The sequence below is a fragment of the Croceitalea marina genome (genome assembly GCF_042684265.1).
Classification (GTDB): domain Bacteria; phylum Bacteroidota; class Bacteroidia; order Flavobacteriales; family Flavobacteriaceae; genus Croceitalea; species Croceitalea marina.
Genome location: NZ_JBHULB010000016.1, coordinates 100332 through 118787, shown reverse-complemented (window position 1 = coordinate 118787; position 18456 = coordinate 100332). Strand labels below are relative to the sequence as shown.

Below are 18456 nucleotides of genomic sequence, written 5' to 3'. Positions count from 1 at the left end.
ATGAGAAAAGGATTATTGGACATACTTAAAGGTAAGTTTTTGGTCGGAGCGGATGCTGCGCCTAAGAACTGGCTTTTTCTGCTCTTCGCTTCCTTTTTGGCAGCTATGATGATCTCTAGTAGCCATCAGGCCGACAAAAAAGTTCATGAGATTTCGCAATTGAATGAAGAGGTGCGGGCGCTTCGTAGCGAATTTGTTAAAAATCGAAGAGATCTTCAGCAGTTAAAACTAGAATCTTCATTGAAAAATGAAGTTGTAGCAAAAGGTTTGCGGCCATCGACAAATCCACCTCAAAAAATAATAGTCAAAACAGAAAACTAAGTGGCAATAAAAGAGAAAAATATAATGAATAGACTCTACCTCATCGCAGGGGGTCTTCTTCTCTTTGCGGTTGCTGTAGTGGTGAAATTGGTGGATATACAAATGGTCAAAGGTCAGACCTATAAGGATATGGCAATGGCCAAGACCGAGAAAATGTTTACCATTCAACCAAATCGTGGTAATATCTATGCTGATGATGGTAGCCTTCTTGCTGCATCGGTTGCCAAGTACGAGATACGTTTTGATGCCAATACGGTCACCGAAAAAGATTGGAAAGCCAACATAGGTCCTTTATGTGATTCTTTGGGCGTATTGTTCAATAGACCTTCTTCATATTATAAACAATTGCTTCGCAAAGCGAGAGCCAATAGAAACGGCTATAAGTTAATTGCAAGAAATGTAGAGTATTTAGATTATGCACGCATGCGCAAATTTCCTTTGTTTCGATATGGCCCTAATCGTGGAGGTTTTATGGAGTCGCATCGCGTAGTACGTGAATATCCGCTTGGCGGAATGGCGGCACGTAGTATTGGCTATGAAAAAATTGATAATGAAGGGCACTTTACCAGAGTTGGCCTAGATGGCGCTTTTGGAAAGGATTTCTTAAGAGGTAATGAGGGAAAACGTCTAAAACAAAAAAGTGCAGGAAGTCAATGGAAACCAGTTGGGTTCGATAATATCGTTGAACCACAAGATGGTCGAGATATTGTAACAACCATTAATACGAACATTCAGGACATCGCCCATCATGCTTTGCTTAAGCAATTGGAACATTACAAAGCAGACCATGGATGTGTAGTAGTAATGGAGACGAAAACAGGAGAGGTAAAAGCCATTTCAAATTTAGGAAGGACTAAAGAGGGTAAGTACTATGAAAGGTTGAACTATGCCGTTGGGGAATCTCATGAACCAGGGTCTACTTTTAAATTAATGTCTATGGTCGCCGCTTTAGAAGACAAAGTGGTAGACACAAGTACCGTTTTTGATACTGAAAAAGGACGGTGGAGAATTTATGATAGAACGGTGAGAGATTCTAAGTGGGGAGGTTATGGTAAAATTTCAATGGCAAAGGCTTTTGCCTTGTCATCGAATACAGCTTTTGCTAAAATGATTCATGAGAATTATAAAGAAAACCCTAAGAGATACGTAGATAGGCTCATGAATATGGGCTTGCATGAAGATTTAGGTTTGCCTATCGTTGGTGAAGGTCAACCTGTAATACGATACCCTGGCGATAAAGGATGGTCTGGCATTTCTTTGGCATGGATGTCCCATGGATATGAAGTAGCAATGACGCCGATGCAAACCTTAGCTTTTTACAATGCAATCGCCAATGATGGTGAGCTGGTTCGACCTCGATTCATCAAAGAGGCGAGAGTCGGGAATAAAGTGCTCAAAGAATTCGGTAAGGAAGTCATAAATCCTTCTATCTGCTCAAAAGAAACGGTAAAAAAAGTTCGTCAGCTCTTAAAAGATGTTGTTGAACAGGATTATGGTACAGGAAATGGACTTTACGCAAAGAATTTTTCCATGGCAGGTAAAACTGGTACTGCGCAGAAAAATTATGTTGCAAAAGACCCGGATAAACTTCAGTACATCTCATCTTTTGTAGGCTACTTTCCTGCTGATAACCCAAAATATTCTTGTATTGTAATTATTCATGAACCTGATAGGGAAGTGGGTATTTATGGCGCTGATGTGGCCGGGCCTGTATTTAAAGATATGGCCCAAAAAATACATACAATTTCGCCGGTTGTAGATGAAGTTTTACCTGTAAAAGTAGAATACGGACCATTAGAAAAGGCTTATGGAAAGTTTTATGCCCATGCTCAAAAAGAATACCATAAAGTTCCCAATTTAAAGGGAATGAGCGGAATGGATGCTGTTGCGATTCTAGAAAATTTAGGGTTACAAGTTGAAGTAAGTGGTAATGGAAAAGTAAAAACACAATCCGTAGCGGAAGGAACAAATATTAACGATGTCACTAAAATAGTCTTGCAATTGTCATGAAGTTACTAAAAGACATATTGTACGGTGTTAGTCTTGCTGCAGTAAGTGGTGATACCAATGTTATGGTAAATCATTTACATTTCGATTCTAGAAAAGTCGAGATGGATGATGTATTCGTTGCTATAAAAGGTTTGATTACCGATGGCCATAAATACATACAAACCGCTATCAATCAAGGTGCAAAGGCAATTGTTTGTGAGAAGCTCCCTGAAATACTTGTGAACGGGGTGACCTATCTAGAAGTGGATAATGGCAACAAGGCCTTGGCTATAATGGCGTCCAATTTTTATGAGAATCCTTCTAAAAACTTAAAATTAGTCGGCGTTACCGGCACTAATGGAAAGACTACTGTAAGTTCATTATTGTACAGTCTATTTAAAAAGGCTGGTTATAAAGTAGGCTTGATATCTACCATCAAGATTATGGTAGACGAAAAAGAATACCCGACTACCCATACCACCCCAGATGTGATGACCATAAATTGGCATTTGCATTTAATGAATCAAGAGGGTGTGGAGTTCTGCTTTATGGAGGTAAGTTCACATGGTATTCATCAAAAAAGAGCGGAGGGCTTGCATTTTGAAGGAGCAATATTTACCAATTTGTCGCATGACCATTTAGACTATCATAAAACTTTTGCCGAGTATAGAGACACTAAAAAGGAGTTGTTCGACGGCCTTTCAAGAACGGCATTTGCACTTACTAATTTTGATGATAAAAATGGCATGGTAATGCTTCAAAATACCAAAGCCAGAAAATATACCTATGCATTAAAATCATTTGCTGATTACAGGGCACAAATTTTAGAAAACCAAATAAACGGCCAATTATTAAAGATTGACGACAACGAACTTTGGTCAAAATTAATAGGTGATTTTAACGCATATAACCTCTTGGCGATCTACGCCACCGCTGATATTCTAGGATTGGAAAAGCTTGAGATTCTAAGACTTATCAGTGAGTTGGAAAACGTAGATGGAAGGTTTCAATATTTTATATCGAAAGAGAAAATTACGGCTATAGTTGATTATGCCCATACGCCGGATGCACTAAAAAATGTGTTGATTACTATCAATGCATTGAGGACTGGAAATGAAAACGTTATCACCGTAGTGGGGTGTGGTGGTGACCGTGATAAGTCTAAGCGTCCGGTTATGGGTCATATCGCTTCAGAAATGAGCAATCAAGCCATCTTTACTTCAGACAACCCAAGAACTGAATCACCAGAAGTAATCATTGAAGAGATGGAAGCTGGGGTAGAACCTCAGAATATAAAAAAGATTTTAGCAATTGAGAATAGAAAACAGGCTATAAAAACGGCTTGTAAATTGGCTTCGGCCAACGATATCATACTTGTGGCTGGCAAGGGTCATGAGAATTATCAAGAAACCAATGGAAAGCGCATTGACTTTGACGACTTTAAAGAAGTTAAGGCTGCGCTCAACAGTTTAAATAAATAATGTAGTAATGCTATACTACCTTTTTGAATTTTTAGAACAACAATATCAATTGCCTGGGGCTTCCTTATTTCAGTTTCAGACTTTTAGGGCAGGTATGGCTGTGCTGTTGTCATTGCTTATTGCTATGATTTATGGTAAGCGCATTATTGTTTTTCTACAGGCAAAACAAATAGGTGAAAGTGTTCGTGATTTAGGTTTAGAAGGTCAAAAAGAAAAAGCGGGTACACCTACCATGGGTGGTTTGATTATCATTATGTCTACATTGATTCCAGTTATTCTATTTGCTGATATAAAGAACATCTATATCATTTTGTTGATTGTTACTACCGTATGGATGGGAATCATTGGGTTTATCGATGATTATATTAAAATCTTCAAGAAAAATAAAAAAGGTTTAAAAGGTAGGTTTAAAGTTTTAGGCCAAGTAGTTCTAGGATTGATAGTAGGAGCCACACTTTATTTTCACCCAGGGGTCACCATGAAAGAGAAAGATGGTACCATGATTACTAAAGACTTTAAAGTAGAAAAGGTAATTGGCAAAGAGAAAAAATCAACAAAAACCAATGTTCCCTTTTTTAAGAATAACGAATTGGATTATGCAGACTTTATCTCGTGGGCCGGTGAAGGAATGAAAGATTATGCTTGGTTAATATTTATTCCTGTAGTGATTTTAATAGTGACGGCGGTTTCTAATGGCGCAAACCTTACAGATGGTATTGATGGACTTGCAGCGGGTTCTTCGGCGATAATAGTGCTTACACTTGGCATTTTTACATTGGTATCCGGTAATATAGAATTCTCCTCTTATCTCGATATTTTTTATATCCCAAAGGTTGGCGAGTTACTAGTTTTTATTGCGGCTTTTGTGGGAGCCTTAGTTGGTTTTTTATGGTATAATACCTTTCCTGCGCAGGTTTTTATGGGAGATACGGGTAGTTTGACCATTGGTGGGGTAATCGCAGTGATTGCCATAATCGTAAGAAAAGAATTGCTTATTCCAATATTATGCGGAATCTTCTTTGCAGAATCACTTTCAGTGATGTTACAAGTAGGATACTTTAAGCATACAAAGAAAAAACATGGCGAGGGTAAAAGGATATTCTTAATGGCACCCTTACACCATCATTATCAAAAGAAATCTTATCACGAAAGCAAAATAGTAACCCGCTTTTGGATTATTGGGATTATGCTCGCAATTGTGAGTATTGTCACATTAAAAATACGATAAGATGCAACGATTGGTGGTTCTTGGTGGAGGAGAAAGTGGAGTAGGTACGGCCATCTTGGGGAAACAAAAAGGCTTTGAGGTTTTTGTTTCCGATAAAGGAGAGATAAAAGAAGAATACAAAAAAGTTCTTGAACATTTTGAGATTGAATGGGAAGAAAATCAGCATACGGAAGCTGAAGTTTTAAAGGCCGATGTGGTAATGAAAAGCCCTGGTATACCCGATAAGGTTGCTTTAGTGAAACAATTGGTAAATAATGGTATCCCCGTTATTTCTGAAATCGAGTTTGCATCAAAATACACCGATGCAATAATCATCGGAATTACTGGGAGTAATGGCAAGACCACTACGACAATGCTGGCTAATCACCTTTTGAAAGAAGGTGGTTTACATGTTGGAATGGCCGGTAATATTGGTGATAGTTATGCTAAAATGGTTGCCGAAAATGATTTTAGCCACTACGTGTTGGAAATAAGCAGCTTTCAATTAGATGGGGTTCTGGGATTTAAACCTAAAGTCGCCATTATAACCAACATTACACCAGATCATTTAGATCGATATGAATATCAATTTGAAAACTATATCGCCTCTAAATTTCGTATTGCAATGAATCAAGATGAAACAGATTATCTGATTTATGATGCTGATGATGAAGTTATAGTTGATTGGTTAAAAGAACATCCTGTTAAATCCAAATTAGTCCCTTTTTCGCTCAAAATAGAACAAGCGTATGGGGCTTGGTTAGATAAAAATATAATTAGAATAAACATAGAACATAATACTTTGAAAATGAGCACAGATTTTTTAGCCTTAGAAGGGCAACACAATGTAAAAAACGCTATGGCTGCAGGTCTTGCTTCACTTTTGGTGAATGTTCGTAAAGAGACTATTCTACAAAGCATACAAAATTTTCAGGGAGCGCCACACCGTTTGGAAAAGGTATTGAAAATCAACCACGTTGAATACATAAACGATTCAAAGGCAACCAATATTAACGCAACATATTACGCACTAGAGGGCATTAAAAAACCTATTGTTTGGATTGTTGGTGGTGTGGATAAAGGAAACGATTATAGCGAGTTAATGCCCATGGTCCGTGAAAAGGTTAAGGCAATTATTTGTCTGGGGGTAGATAATTCAAAATTGATTGAGGCCTTTGGTAATGTCGTTGAGCCATTGGTAGAAACTTTTTCAATGGAAGAGGCTATTAAAGTAGCATATAAAATCTCGGAGCGCGGAGATACTGTGCTGTTATCACCTGCTTGCGCAAGTTTTGACCTTTTCGAAAATTATGAGGATAGAGGCAATCAGTTTAAAGCAGCAATTAAAAAATTATAAGGAGTAATGTTGGCACTTTTGAAAAACTTAAGGGGAGATAAAGCGATTTGGGCAATTGTTGCTCTTTTGGCTTTGTTTTCATTCTTGCCGGTTTACAGTGCCAGTACCAATTTGGTCTATGTAAAAGACAGTGGGACTACTATAAGCCATTTAATAAAACATGGTGTATTACTTTTCTTAGGTTTCATGATCGTATATGCGGTACATCGTATACCTACGCATTATTTCAAGGGGTTGGTATTGATTGCAATGCCAATAATCTTGGTGCTTTTAGGCTATACTTTAACCGTAGAGACCAATATTGGTGGGGTTAGTGCCAATCGATGGATACCTATACCTTTTGTGGGGGTCAAATTTCAAACTTCGACTTTGGCTACGGTAGTATTAATGATTTGGATTGCCAGATACCTTAGTAAAATACGTGAAACTGAAATCACATTTACAGAAAGCATCCTACCCTTATGGTTGCCCGTTTGTTTAGTAGTAGGCTTAATACTTCCTGCCAATTTTTCTACCGCGGCTATTGTTGGTTTTTTGGCGCTGTTGATGTGCTTTTTAGGCGGGTATCCTCTAAAATATCTTTTTGTAATTACAGGTACGGGTATCGTAATGGCCAGTATGTTTCTATTCGTATTGTTCAATGCTACAGAAGCTTTGCCTGATAGGGCCGGTACTTGGAAAACAAGAATAGAGACGTTTATGCATCCAGAAGATGCGAGTGCCGATGCAACCCGACAAGCTAATGATGCAAAAATGGCCGTGGCTCAAGGCGGACTCTTCGGAAAGGGTGCGGGTAAAAGTGTGATGAAGAATAGTCTATCCCAAAGCGAGTCAGATTTCATATTTGCCATAATTATAGAAGAATATGGATTGATTGGAGGATTGGGATTGTTGTTTTTCTATTTGCTCTTGCTATTTAGAATTGTGGTGGTCGCGAATTCTGCAAAAACGGTTTTTGCAAAACTATTGGTCATAGGTGTTGGTTTGCCTATTGTATTTCAGGCCTTTATAAATATGGCGGTAGTAGTACAATTATTTCCTACTACGGGCCAACCCTTGCCATTAATTAGTATGGGAGGCACATCAATTTGGATGACCTGTTTGGCAATAGGTATTGTATTAAGTGCAAGCGATAAAAAACAAGAGGAAATTATGTCCTCTGAAATTGATGATACAAATCCTTTAGAAGTTCTAAGTGGGCAATTATAGGTTCATACTTTCTGGAGGTGGAACAGGCGGACATATTTATCCTGCCATTGCGATAGCAAATGAATTAAAGCAAAGATATCCTGATGCTGAGTTTTTGTTTGTTGGGGCAAAAGATAAAATGGAGATGGAAAAAGTACCTCAAGCTGGGTATAAGATTGAAGGACTTTGGATAAGCGGAATACAAAGAAGGCTGACAGTAAAAAACGTACTGTTTCCTTTAAAATTGATAAGTAGTTTGTTGAGAGCACGTAAAATAGTAAAACAGTTTCAACCTCATGTTGCTATAGGTACTGGGGGGTTTGCAAGTGGCGCATTATTAAAAATGGCCGCAAGTGCCAATGTACCATGTGTTTTACAGGAACAAAACTCATTTGCGGGTATAACCAATAAAGTTTTGGCCAAAAACGCCAAAGTTATTTGCGTCGCTTATGATAACATGGAACGCTTTTTCCCGAAAGGAACCGTAGTTGCAAAAACAGGAAACCCAGTACGTTCTGATTTGATAGACATTAAAGTTGGTAAGGATGAAGCATCTGCCTTTTTTGGACTCCAAGCTAGTCAACCAATCCTATTGGTTTTAGGGGGCAGTTTGGGTGCAAGGCGTATCAACCAATTAATAGAAAAAGAGCTCGATTTTTTCAAAGAATTGGGTATTCAAGTATTGTGGCAATGTGGTAAACTCTATTACGAGGAATATAAAAAATATGATTCTGAAAATGTAAAAGTAAAAGCCTTTTTAAATAAAATGGATTTTGCCTATGCCGCAGCTGATATCATCATTTCTAGGGCAGGTGCAGGTTCTGTATCGGAATTATGTTTGGTAGGCAAACCAACTGTTTTTATACCATCGCCTAATGTGGCGGAAGACCATCAAACAAAAAATGCAGAAGCGCTAGTAAAAGATGATGCCGCATTATTAATAGAGGAGAAAGATTTAGATGCTGATTTTGAAATGGTTTTTAAAAGGCTAGTTACATCAAAAGAAGAGCAAAAAAACTTAGCAGTTAATATTAGCAAACTGGCCTTGCCAAGCGCTACCAGTGATATTGCAGATTTAATTGAAGGCATCATGAAAATGTGTGACAGGATTAATAAAAAAAGAGAAGAAGTAAGTCATTTGCCAAGATCTAAATGGAAGTTTTGATTTTAACTTTTGAGCTTTTTGAAATAGGATAAGAGATTAAAAATGAATTTGAAAGACATACATAACGTATATTTTATAGGTATTGGAGGCATCGGTATGTCTGCTTTAGCACGTTATTTCAAGTTTATTGATAAGAATGTAGCCGGTTATGATAAAACCAAAACGCCACTGGTTGATGATTTAATTGAATTAGGCATTGATATACATCTTGAGGACAGTGTTGATTTGATTTTGCAAGATTTTAAGTCTATCGAAAACACTCTAGTTATTTACACTCCTGCTGTTCCAAATAGCCATAAAGAACTATGTTTTTTTATGGAAAATGGGTTTCAGGTAAAAAAGCGTTCAGAAGTTTTGGGAATTATAACTAAGGATACATTTTGTTTTGCGGTAGCCGGAACACATGGTAAAACAACAACATCTAGTATCCTTGCACATCTTCTTAAGGAAACGCAAACACCTTTAGTCGCATTTTTAGGAGGTATTTCTGAAGACTTCAACAGCAATTTTGTTTTAGAAGGAACAGAGTATTCCGTGGTTGAGGCCGATGAGTATGATCGCTCTTTTCTGCAACTTTCGCCAGATGTCGCTTGCATTACCTCAATGGATGCAGACCATCTTGATATTTATGGTTCTGACGAGGAAATAAAAAAGTCTTTCAATGATTTTGCTAAAAAGCTAAATCCTAATGGAAAGTTATTGGTCCGAAATGGATTACCGCTAAAAGGTATCACATACGGATTGGATGATGAATCTGATTATTGCATCACAAACATTGTAATTGAACATGGCACCTACATATTTGATTTGAAAACCCCGGAAGAAATATTGAAGAATGTTCGTTTTAATAAACCGGGTAAGCACAATTTGCTTAATGGATTAGCAGCTTTTGCAATGGCGGCGCAGGCCATTTCCCAGCCACGCCGCCTAGCTGAGGCATTAGCATCTTTTAAGGGTGTGCAACGAAGGTTTTCGTATCAAATCAAAGAAAATAACTTTGTTTTCATCGATGATTATGCTCATCATCCTACTGAAATAGAAGCGGTGCATCAGGCTGTTTCAGAGATGCATCCTAATAAAAAAGTAACGGTAGTCTTTCAACCACATTTGTATTCTAGAACTCAAGATTTTGTAGATGGTTTTGCTTCAAGCTTGGCAAGGTTTGATGCGATTTTGTTGTTGGATATCTATCCGGCAAGAGAAGAACCTATAGAAGGGGTAACATCTTCTTGGTTATTGGATAAAATAGAGAATCAAAATAAAAAATTAGTAGAAAAGTCAGAATTGGTATCCGCCATTGCAAATACCGAGCCCGAGGTTTTGGTGACAATGGGTGCGGGTGATATTGGTCTTGAGGTTTCTAGATTAAAAAAAGAATTGACTTATGCGAGTTAATTGGAATTATATAAAAATTGTAAGTCTGCTTTTGGCAATTGGAGGCCTTTATGGTTTTGCCGATCATAGAAGTAAGCAGAAAAAAGTAGATGATATCAACATTAAGTTTTTGGGAGACAACAATTTATACCTGACCGAAGATTCGGTTAATAAATTGTTAATACAAAATTATGGAAGCTTAAAAAATAGGGCAAAAGAACAAGTAGTTTTGAACTCCATAGAGACGGTGATTAAGTCTAATCCTATGGTGAAAAGTGCCCAAGTCTATCTCTCAATTGAGGGGGAGCTTATTTCTAAAATTGTTCAGCGTAAACCTATTGGAAGGGTTGAGGGAATCTCTAAATTCTATTTAGATGATACGGGAAATCGCATGCCGCTATCAAGGCATCATTCGGCAAGAGTGCCTATCATCACAGGTAAAATTACGGGTAAAACCCTTGAGGACGCTTATGTCATTTTAGAATTTGTAAATGAGGATGATTTTCTTAGAAAAAATGTAATTGGTATTCATATAGAAGATGAAAATAAGTACCAGTTAAAGCTAAGAGTCGAAAATTTTGTAGTGAATTTGGGCGGTGTGGAGAATCTTGATGAAAAGTTCAAAAACTTTATGGCTTTTTATGTAAAAGCAGCAAAGGATAAAACATTGACAAAGTACGCAGTAGTTAGTTTAGAATTTGATAATCAAGTGGTTTGCACCAAAATATAAATTATGGAACAAGGTAATTATTCAGTTGGATTAGATATTGGTACAACTAAAATTGTAGCCATTATAGGAAGAGAAAACGAGTACGGTAAAATCGAGATTTTGGGTACTGGTAGGTCTAAAAGCTTAGGTGTTCACCGTGGGGTAGTAAATAACATTACACAAACCATTTCTTCAATTCAACAAGCCGTTGAACAGGCCGAGGTAAATGCGGGGTTAAAAATAGGTTCTGTAGTTGTTGGTATTGCAGGTCAGCACATTAGAAGTTTACAACATAGTGATTACATCACGCGACCCAACGCAGAAGAAGTGATTAATGATGAAGACTTGGATAAACTCTGTAATCAGGTTTATAAGTTGGTAATGCTTCCAGGGGAAGAAATTATCCATGTACTGCCGCAAGAGTATAAGGTAGATGGCCAAAGTGAGATTAAGCAGCCCATAGGTATGTATGGAGGCCGTTTAGAAGCTAACTTTCACGTAGTAGTTGGTCAAGTATCATCCATAAAAAATATTGGTCGTTGTATCAAAAGTGCTGGGTTGGATTTAGCAAATATAACCCTTGAACCCCTAGCATCTGCAGAAGCTGTTTTAAGCCAAGAGGAGAAAGAAGCAGGCGTAGCCTTGATAGATATAGGTGGCGGAACAACTGATTTGGCCATTTTCAAAGATGGTATCATTCGTCATACCTCGGTTATTCCTTTTGGTGGTAATGTGATTACAGAGGATATCAAAGAAGGTTGTTCAATAATAGAAAAACAGGCCGAACTTTTAAAGATGAAATTCGGGTCTGCGTGGCCAGGGGAGAATAAGGATAATGAGATTGTTTCAATACCAGGTTTAAGAGGTCGAGAGCCAAAAGAAATTACATTAAAAAACCTTTCGAAGATTATTCACGCGAGGGTTGTTGAGATTGTAGAGCAGGTTTATGTGGAAATCAAAAATTACGGCCACGAAGAACAAAAGAAAAAATTAATAGCTGGTATCGTTCTTACCGGAGGCGGAAGTCAGTTGAAACACTTAAAGCAGCTGGTGGAGTACATTACAGGTATGGATACTAGAATTGGCTATCCAAATGAACATTTAGCTGGAGATTCCGATGAAGAAATTGCCAGTCCATTATATGCTACAGCTGTTGGTTTGTTAATGAATGCATTGGAAACCAGCTCAAAGAATACTGCACCAAAATTAGGGCCTCAAGAGCAAGAGTTTGAAGGTGTTTTGGTAGAAGAGAATGCACAAACAACAGTTTCAGGAAGTACGAATGCATTACAGAAAGAACGAAAGTCGATTTTTGACAAGTGGTCAGAAAAACTGAAAGACTTTTTAGATAACGCAGAATAAAATATCATCAATAAATAGAGCACCCATGAGTAAAAGCAACGAATTTGACAATATCGCTTTTGATTTACCCAAGAACAAGAGCAATGTGATAAAGGTAATCGGTGTAGGCGGGGGTGGTAGCAATGCTATCAACCATATGTTTCAAGCCGGTATCAACGGAGTCGATTTTATCATCTGTAATACAGATGCACAGGCTTTAGAGAACAGCCCTGTACCTAATAAGATTCAATTAGGGGTGTCCTTGACCGAAGGTTTAGGAGCAGGGGCAAACCCAGAAGTTGGCGAGCAGGCAGCAATGGAAAGCATGGAAGATATTAAAAGCATGCTAGAACATACGACTAAAATGGTATTTATTACTGCAGGTATGGGCGGAGGAACTGGTACGGGTGCCGCTCCGATTATTGCCAAAGCAGCAAAAGAAATGGGTGTGCTTACTGTAGGTATTGTAACAACTCCTTTTCAGTTCGAAGGAATGCCTCGTTGTAAGCAAGCCCAAATGGGTATTGAAAAGTTGCGTGATAATGTTGATTCTTTAATTGTTATTAATAACAATAAGCTACGTGATATTTATGGAAACTTAGGGTATAAAGCTGGTTTCTCAAAAGCTGATGAAGTACTTTCTACAGCTGCGAAAGGTATTGCCGAGGTAATTACACATCACTACACACAAAACATTGACCTCAGAGATGCTAAAACCGTATTGTCCGATAGTGGTACGGCCATTATGGGTTCTGCGAACGCTTCTGGGTCAGCCCGGGCGAATGAAGCTATTTCAAAGGCCTTAGATTCACCATTGCTTAATGATAATAAGATTACGGGTGCCAAAAACGTATTGTTGCTTATTGTTTCTGGTAGTCAAGAAATTACAATTGACGAAATTGGTGAAATCAATGATTTTATTCAGTTAGAGGCGGGTCATGGTGCAAATATTATTATGGGTATCGGTGAAGATGAAGCCTTAGGAGACGCAATAGCGGTAACTATTATTGCAACAGGTTTTGCAAGCGATCAACAAGATGATATTGTAAATACGGAGTCTAAACGTATTATTCACACACTGGAAGACGAACAAAAGGCGGTTCACGATTTAACTGCGGAAAAGACAAAACCAAATTTCGATATTAATGTTTCTCTTGAAGAGCCGGTTATCAAACATCAACTTGTAGAAGAAGTTGAAGAATCGGAAATTAAAATGCCCGAATCTGATCTAATTGAAACTACGAATTACATCAGAAATTTTAATGTCTTTTATGAGGAAGTTGTGGCACAACCAGTTAAAGAGACTATTGCTGAAAATCATGATGACGATTTTATCATAATTGAAGCCAAAAATATTTTAAACGATATTGACGTCGTAGACCCTGAGGTAGTTTCTGCCAAGGAGGAGGAAGACCAATTCGCCTTAACTTTCGACATGCCTATCAACAGTGGCGAAGATGACGAGAAAGAAAACACAATTACCTTTGATTTAGGCGAAGAAGTAAAAGATATCGATGTCAATGAATATGTAGAGGTTAGTCCGGTGATAGACTATAATACGGAAGGAGAGACACGCTATAATCTTGAGGAATATATGGAGCTAGAGACGAAGCTAACAGGAGCTAGGTCAGTAGCTGAAACTCATGAGCCTAAGTTAGTTGAAGACGAATTGGTTTTTGAAAAAAAGACCATTAAGGCGGAAGCTTCCGCAGAAGGAGATAGTTCAAAACAAGTAGATCCTTTTAATAGTTCAATAAACGATTTATTAAAAGACAGGGCAGACGAGCGTAGAAAGAAGCTGAAGAATTTCAATTATAAGTTTCAAAACAATCGAAACAGTATCGATGAAATTGAAAAGCAGCCAGCTTACAAGAGACAAGGTGTTGATTTAGATGACGCACCAAAAGAACAAAAAGTGTCTAGAATGAGTTTAGGAGAAGATAGTAATGATGAAATTCAATTACGTTCGAATAACTCATTTTTACATGACAATGTTGATTAGTAGTGTTTAGTTTGCTTCCATTTTAATGGAACGTTTAAACCCGAAAGATGAAACATACTTTCGGGTTTATTTTTTATCTTCGCTGCCCTAAATAAGTTTAAGATGAGTTTGCAAGAAAAGGTAATGACTGAGATGAAAGCCGCTATGAAAGCTAAAGATACAGTGGCTTTAGAATCGTTACGTGCCATTAAATCCGCAATTTTATTGGCTCAGACAGATAAAGGCGCAGGAGCAGAACTTTCTGAGGAAGATGAAGTGAAATTGGTGCAAAAATTGGTAAAACAACGTAAGGATAGTGCCGCTATTTTTACCGAGCAAGGGCGCAGCGATTTAGCGGAGCCTGAATTAGCCCAAGTTGCCGTAATCGAAAAGTTTTTACCTGAGCAACTTACAGAAGAAGAAATTGAAAAAGTTGTGGTGCAAACAATTGATAGTATCGGTGCGTCCGGTATGCAAGATATGGGTAAGGTAATGGGCATTGTTTCTAAAGAATTGGCTGGTCAGGCTGATGGCAAAACCATTTCTACGATAGTAAAAAATAAACTAAGTTCTTAATAGGTAAAAAGGCCACGTAGCTCAGCTGAATAGAGCACTGGATTTCGGCTCCAGCGGTCGGGGGTTTGAATCCCTCCGTGGTCACGAATAAATAGAAAAGCTTCACGACAAATCAAGCTTGCTTGAATTTGTTAGTGGGGCTTTTCTATTTTCAAAGCGGAGCTTTGAGGGAAAGACGGAGTCAATCCTTTGGAATTTACACTATTAATTTATTGATTAGCTTGAATTTGTTAGTGGGGCTTTTCTATTTTCAAAGCGGAGCTTTGAGGGAAAGACGGAGTCAATCCTTTGGAATTTACACTATTAATTTATTGATTAGCTTGAATTTGTAATTGGGGCTCTTCTATTTTCAAAGCGGAGCTTTGTAGGGATAGACGGAGTCAATCCTTTGGAATTTACACTATTAATTTATTGATTAGCTTGAATTTGTAATTGGGGCTTTTCTATTTTCAAAGCGGAGCTTTGAGGGAAATACGGAGTCAATCCTTTGGAATTTACACTATTAATTTATTGATTAGCTTGAATTTGTAAGTGGTGCTTGTCAATTTCTTAGGGAACAAAGAAAGAAAACTTAAACTATCATTGTTCTTGATTTAGTTGAGATAGAAATCTTTTAGTGCTAAACTAGTTTAATATACTCAAATTCTTTCGTCTTTAGTTAATCGCTATTCACCGAAACTAAAGCACCAACCATCTACAGAAATACTTCAAAAAAAGAATTATTTACGAATTTTATTTTTTAATAAGAAAATATATTATGAATATTTTATTAATAGAAGATGATGAAATTGAGGTAATGAAGTTAGAACGTACACTAACAAAACTTCAGTTAAAGCATAATTTATCAAAAGCTAAAAATGGCGAGCAAGCATTAGAAATCTTACGTGCTTCCTCCAAACTACCTGATATCATTCTTTTAGACTTAAATATGCCACGCATGAGTGGTACAGAATTTCTTCAAATTCTAAAAGAAGATGAGTTCTTACAATACCTGCCAACCATAATCCTTACCACTTCAGAGAATAGGGCAGATTTATTAAAATGCTACCAAATTGGCGTAGCAGGTTATATTATTAAACCCTTAAAATACGAGGATTACCAACTTAAACTACAGAAGGTTCTAGAATATTGGGACATCAACCAATTGGTTAAAGGCTAGAAAAAAATAACGTTTCACAACATTTTTTATAGAATACGTATTACTTTTCCTACTTTTAATATGTTATTTAATCTTATGAAAGGAATTGTTTTTACAGAATTTTTAGAAATGGTTGAATCCGAGTTCGGATTAGAGACTCTTGATGTTATCATAGAAAACTCAGATTTATCTTCTGACGGAATATATACCTCTGTGGGAACTTATGACTTTAATGAGATGGTTTCTTTAATTACCAGTCTTAGCGGTGAAGTAGGTATTCCAATAGGAGATTTAATCTATACTTTCGGATTATACTTATTTACTAGTTTAGGTAAAGCGCATCCTGAAGTAATTCAAAGCTATAATTCACCTATAGGTCTTTTATACTCCATTGAAGACCATATTCATGTACATGTGAAAAAGCTCTATCCAGATGCAGAATTGCCAACATTTAAAATTTTAGAGAAAACGGACACTTCAATTTCAATGATTTATAATTCTTCGAGAGGATTATATCGTTTAGCTCATGGACTTATCGAGAAAGCCTTTGAACATTTTAATGGTTCTGCATCTGTCAGTTATGAACTTCTAAAGGCAGATGGTACTGAGGTTAAATTTGATGTCATTCAAAATGGATAGTAAAGAAGTCATTTTACTCAAAAAAGCATTAGAGCGCCAGAAAAGAGCACGACAGCAGGCTGAAAAAATTTTAGAAGAAAAGTCTAAGCAGCTTTATGATGTTACACAACATTTGAGAGAGTCTAACAGTAGGTTAGAAAGTCTGTTGACAGAGAAAACTTCGGAGATGGATGGTGTTTTTCTAAACATTATCGACCCTTATGTAATAATGGACCTTGAATTTAATGTTGTGAACATGAACTCTTCTGCGAAAGATTTTCTTGGTTTTGATTATACTGAAAAATCAGTAAACCTAAGAGAATTGGTTCACCCAGAGTTTATTCAATATACTGCGGAATCTTTGTCGTCTCTGGTTGAGGTTGGTACATTAAAAAATTATAGAGCCAAAATTGTTTTACTTGACAAAGTAGAAAAATGGGTTCAGATTAATGCAAGTTTGGTCTATGATTCAAAACGAAAACCAATTGCGGCCCAGGGCATTATAAGAGATATTACAAATGAGATGGAAGTCAAACAGATTTTGGCAGACCAAAAAAAACAACTAGACATTATAGTTGAGAATTCTCCTTTAGGCATTGTACTGTCTTCCGAAGGTAAAATTATTAAAGCAAACAAAACTTTTATTAAGATGCTGGGGTACTCTGAGAGCGAACTAAAAGAGATGCTAATAAAAGATTACACTTACTCTGGTAATGATTTCGATAAGGCTCAAAATGATTTAATGGAACAAATGGATAGTGGTGAATTGGACCAATTTACTATGATCAAAAAATATATTAAGAAAAATGGTGAAATAGTATCAGCCAAAATCACAATAAACACCTTAAAAAGCGGTAGTGACAATAAAGATTACCAAGTTGCCATTATAGAAGATATTACTAAAGAACTAGAGGCAGAAGAGCGTATTAATGCAGAGAGGCATAAATACAGAAGTATCATAGCAAATATGAATTTAGGTTTGGTTGAGGTAGATAATAATGACTTCATACAACTAGTAAATCAAAGTTTATGCACTATGAGTGGTTTTGAAGAATCAGAACTATTAGGTAAAAAGGCGGCTGAGGTATTTAATGTTCAGAACAAAGCTATTATTGCAAACAAACATGCAGAAAGAATTTCTGGAGTCTCAGATTCTTATGAGGTTGAAGTTTTAGATAAAAATGGAGTGTTAAGACATTGGTTAATTAGTGGTGCACCCAGATATGATGAAAATAAACGTATTATTGGCTCTATAGGAATACATCTAGATATTACCAACCAAAAACAATTAGAACTTCAAAAAGAAAAGCTCCTAACCGAGTTAGAAAAGAGCAATGAGAACTTGCAAGAATATGCTCATATTGTGTCACATGATTTAAAATCACCCCTACGAAGTATTAGTGCATTGGCAACTTGGTTATATGATGATTACAATGATGTATTGGATGATTCTGGAAAAGAGAATCTTGGTTTAATGCAAGAAAAAGTGGCTTCCATGGATCGTCTTATTCATGGAATTTTAGAATACTCGACAGCAGATAATTCAGCACTGATATCAACTTCGGTCAATCTAAACGAGGTGATTTCAGAAATAAAAGATAGTATTTATATTCCAGAACATGTCGATTTAAGCATTCCTACGCCTTTACCAATTATAGATGCTGATAGAACAAAATTGCATCAACTTTTTCAAAATATAATTAGTAATGCTGTAGTACATATAGAAAAAGAAAATGGCCTTGTAGAAGTTTTATGCCAAGAAAAAAAGGCCTTCTATCAATTCTTAGTAAAAGATAACGGAGTAGGTATCCCAAAAAAATATCATAAAAAAATATTTGATATTTTTCAATCTATCGGAGACAATGAAAGGTCCACTGGTATCGGATTATCTATTGTCAAAAAGATTGTTGATCGTTACCAAGGTGAAGTATGGGTTGAGAGTGAGTTGGGTGAAGGGACGCAGTTTTATTTTACTTTAAAAAAAGAATTGTGTCAGAATCCAATAAAATAA

Annotated in this window: 15 protein-coding genes and 1 tRNA gene; all 16 read left to right on the top strand. The window is 36.9% G+C overall.

Annotated elements, in window-relative coordinates; all coding sequences use genetic code 11:
- The 16 genes from ACFSQJ_RS12100 to ACFSQJ_RS12025 all read left to right on the top strand — a co-directional run bounded on the left by ACFSQJ_RS12100 (position 1) and on the right by ACFSQJ_RS12025 (position 18456).
- Complete coding sequence (locus tag ACFSQJ_RS12100) at positions 1-321, top strand: FtsL-like putative cell division protein (RefSeq protein WP_377767230.1); 321 nt, start codon at positions 1-3, stop codon at positions 319-321.
- A complete protein-coding gene (locus ACFSQJ_RS12095; RefSeq protein ID WP_377767229.1) occupies positions 322-2331 on the top strand; it encodes a penicillin-binding protein in 2010 nt (669 codons plus the stop codon).
- Positions 2328-3791 carry a UDP-N-acetylmuramoyl-L-alanyl-D-glutamate--2,6-diaminopimelate ligase gene (locus tag ACFSQJ_RS12090; protein ID WP_377767228.1) on the top strand — a complete coding sequence of 488 codons (1464 nt, stop codon included), beginning with the start codon at positions 2328-2330 and terminating at the stop codon, positions 3789-3791. Before ACFSQJ_RS12095 ends, ACFSQJ_RS12090 begins: the two co-directional genes overlap by 4 nt.
- Before the next feature lie 7 nt (positions 3792-3798).
- Positions 3799-5019 (top strand): phospho-N-acetylmuramoyl-pentapeptide-transferase, encoded by a 1221-nt coding sequence (gene mraY, locus ACFSQJ_RS12085; protein WP_377767227.1) that lies wholly within the window; start codon positions 3799-3801, stop codon positions 5017-5019.
- A gap of 1 nt (position 5020) precedes the next feature.
- Positions 5021-6355, top strand: a complete 1335-nt coding sequence (murD, locus tag ACFSQJ_RS12080) for a UDP-N-acetylmuramoyl-L-alanine--D-glutamate ligase (RefSeq protein ID WP_377767226.1) — start codon at positions 5021-5023, stop codon at positions 6353-6355.
- A gap of 6 nt (positions 6356-6361) precedes the next feature.
- On the top strand, positions 6362-7564 hold the full coding sequence (locus ACFSQJ_RS12075) for an FtsW/RodA/SpoVE family cell cycle protein (RefSeq protein ID WP_377767225.1): 1203 nt from the start codon (positions 6362-6364) through the stop codon (positions 7562-7564).
- Positions 7551-8708, top strand: a complete 1158-nt coding sequence (gene murG / locus ACFSQJ_RS12070; RefSeq protein ID WP_377767224.1) for an undecaprenyldiphospho-muramoylpentapeptide beta-N-acetylglucosaminyltransferase — start codon at positions 7551-7553, stop codon at positions 8706-8708. Before ACFSQJ_RS12075 ends, murG begins: the two co-directional genes overlap by 14 nt.
- Positions 8709-8750: 42 nt before the next feature.
- On the top strand, positions 8751-10103 hold the full coding sequence (gene murC, locus ACFSQJ_RS12065) for a UDP-N-acetylmuramate--L-alanine ligase (RefSeq protein WP_377767223.1): 1353 nt from the start codon (positions 8751-8753) through the stop codon (positions 10101-10103).
- Positions 10093-10812, top strand: a complete 720-nt coding sequence (locus ACFSQJ_RS12060; RefSeq protein ID WP_377767222.1) for a cell division protein FtsQ/DivIB — start codon at positions 10093-10095, stop codon at positions 10810-10812. The genes murC and ACFSQJ_RS12060 overlap by 11 nt, the downstream gene beginning before the upstream one ends.
- Before the next feature lie 3 nt (positions 10813-10815).
- Positions 10816-12153 carry a cell division protein FtsA gene (gene ftsA / locus ACFSQJ_RS12055; RefSeq protein WP_377767221.1) on the top strand — a complete coding sequence of 446 codons (1338 nt, stop codon included), beginning with the start codon at positions 10816-10818 and terminating at the stop codon, positions 12151-12153.
- Between the two features lie 25 nt (positions 12154-12178).
- Positions 12179-14134 carry a cell division protein FtsZ gene (gene ftsZ / locus ACFSQJ_RS12050; RefSeq protein ID WP_377767220.1) on the top strand — a complete coding sequence of 652 codons (1956 nt, stop codon included), beginning with the start codon at positions 12179-12181 and terminating at the stop codon, positions 14132-14134.
- 102 nt (positions 14135-14236) lie between these two features.
- Positions 14237-14689: a GatB/YqeY domain-containing protein gene (locus tag ACFSQJ_RS12045; protein WP_377767218.1), complete on the top strand. Its 453-nt coding sequence runs from the start codon at positions 14237-14239 to the stop codon at positions 14687-14689.
- A gap of 10 nt (positions 14690-14699) precedes the next feature.
- A tRNA-Arg gene (locus tag ACFSQJ_RS12040) sits at positions 14700-14773 on the top strand.
- 673 nt (positions 14774-15446) lie between these two features.
- Positions 15447-15848, top strand: coding sequence for a response regulator (locus tag ACFSQJ_RS12035; protein WP_377767216.1), 402 nt, complete (start codon positions 15447-15449; stop codon positions 15846-15848).
- Between the two features lie 75 nt (positions 15849-15923).
- Positions 15924-16466: a heme NO-binding domain-containing protein gene (locus tag ACFSQJ_RS12030; protein ID WP_377767215.1), complete on the top strand. Its 543-nt coding sequence runs from the start codon at positions 15924-15926 to the stop codon at positions 16464-16466.
- Positions 16459-18456: a PAS domain-containing sensor histidine kinase gene (locus ACFSQJ_RS12025; protein ID WP_377767214.1), complete on the top strand. Its 1998-nt coding sequence runs from the start codon at positions 16459-16461 to the stop codon at positions 18454-18456. The genes ACFSQJ_RS12030 and ACFSQJ_RS12025 overlap by 8 nt, the downstream gene beginning before the upstream one ends.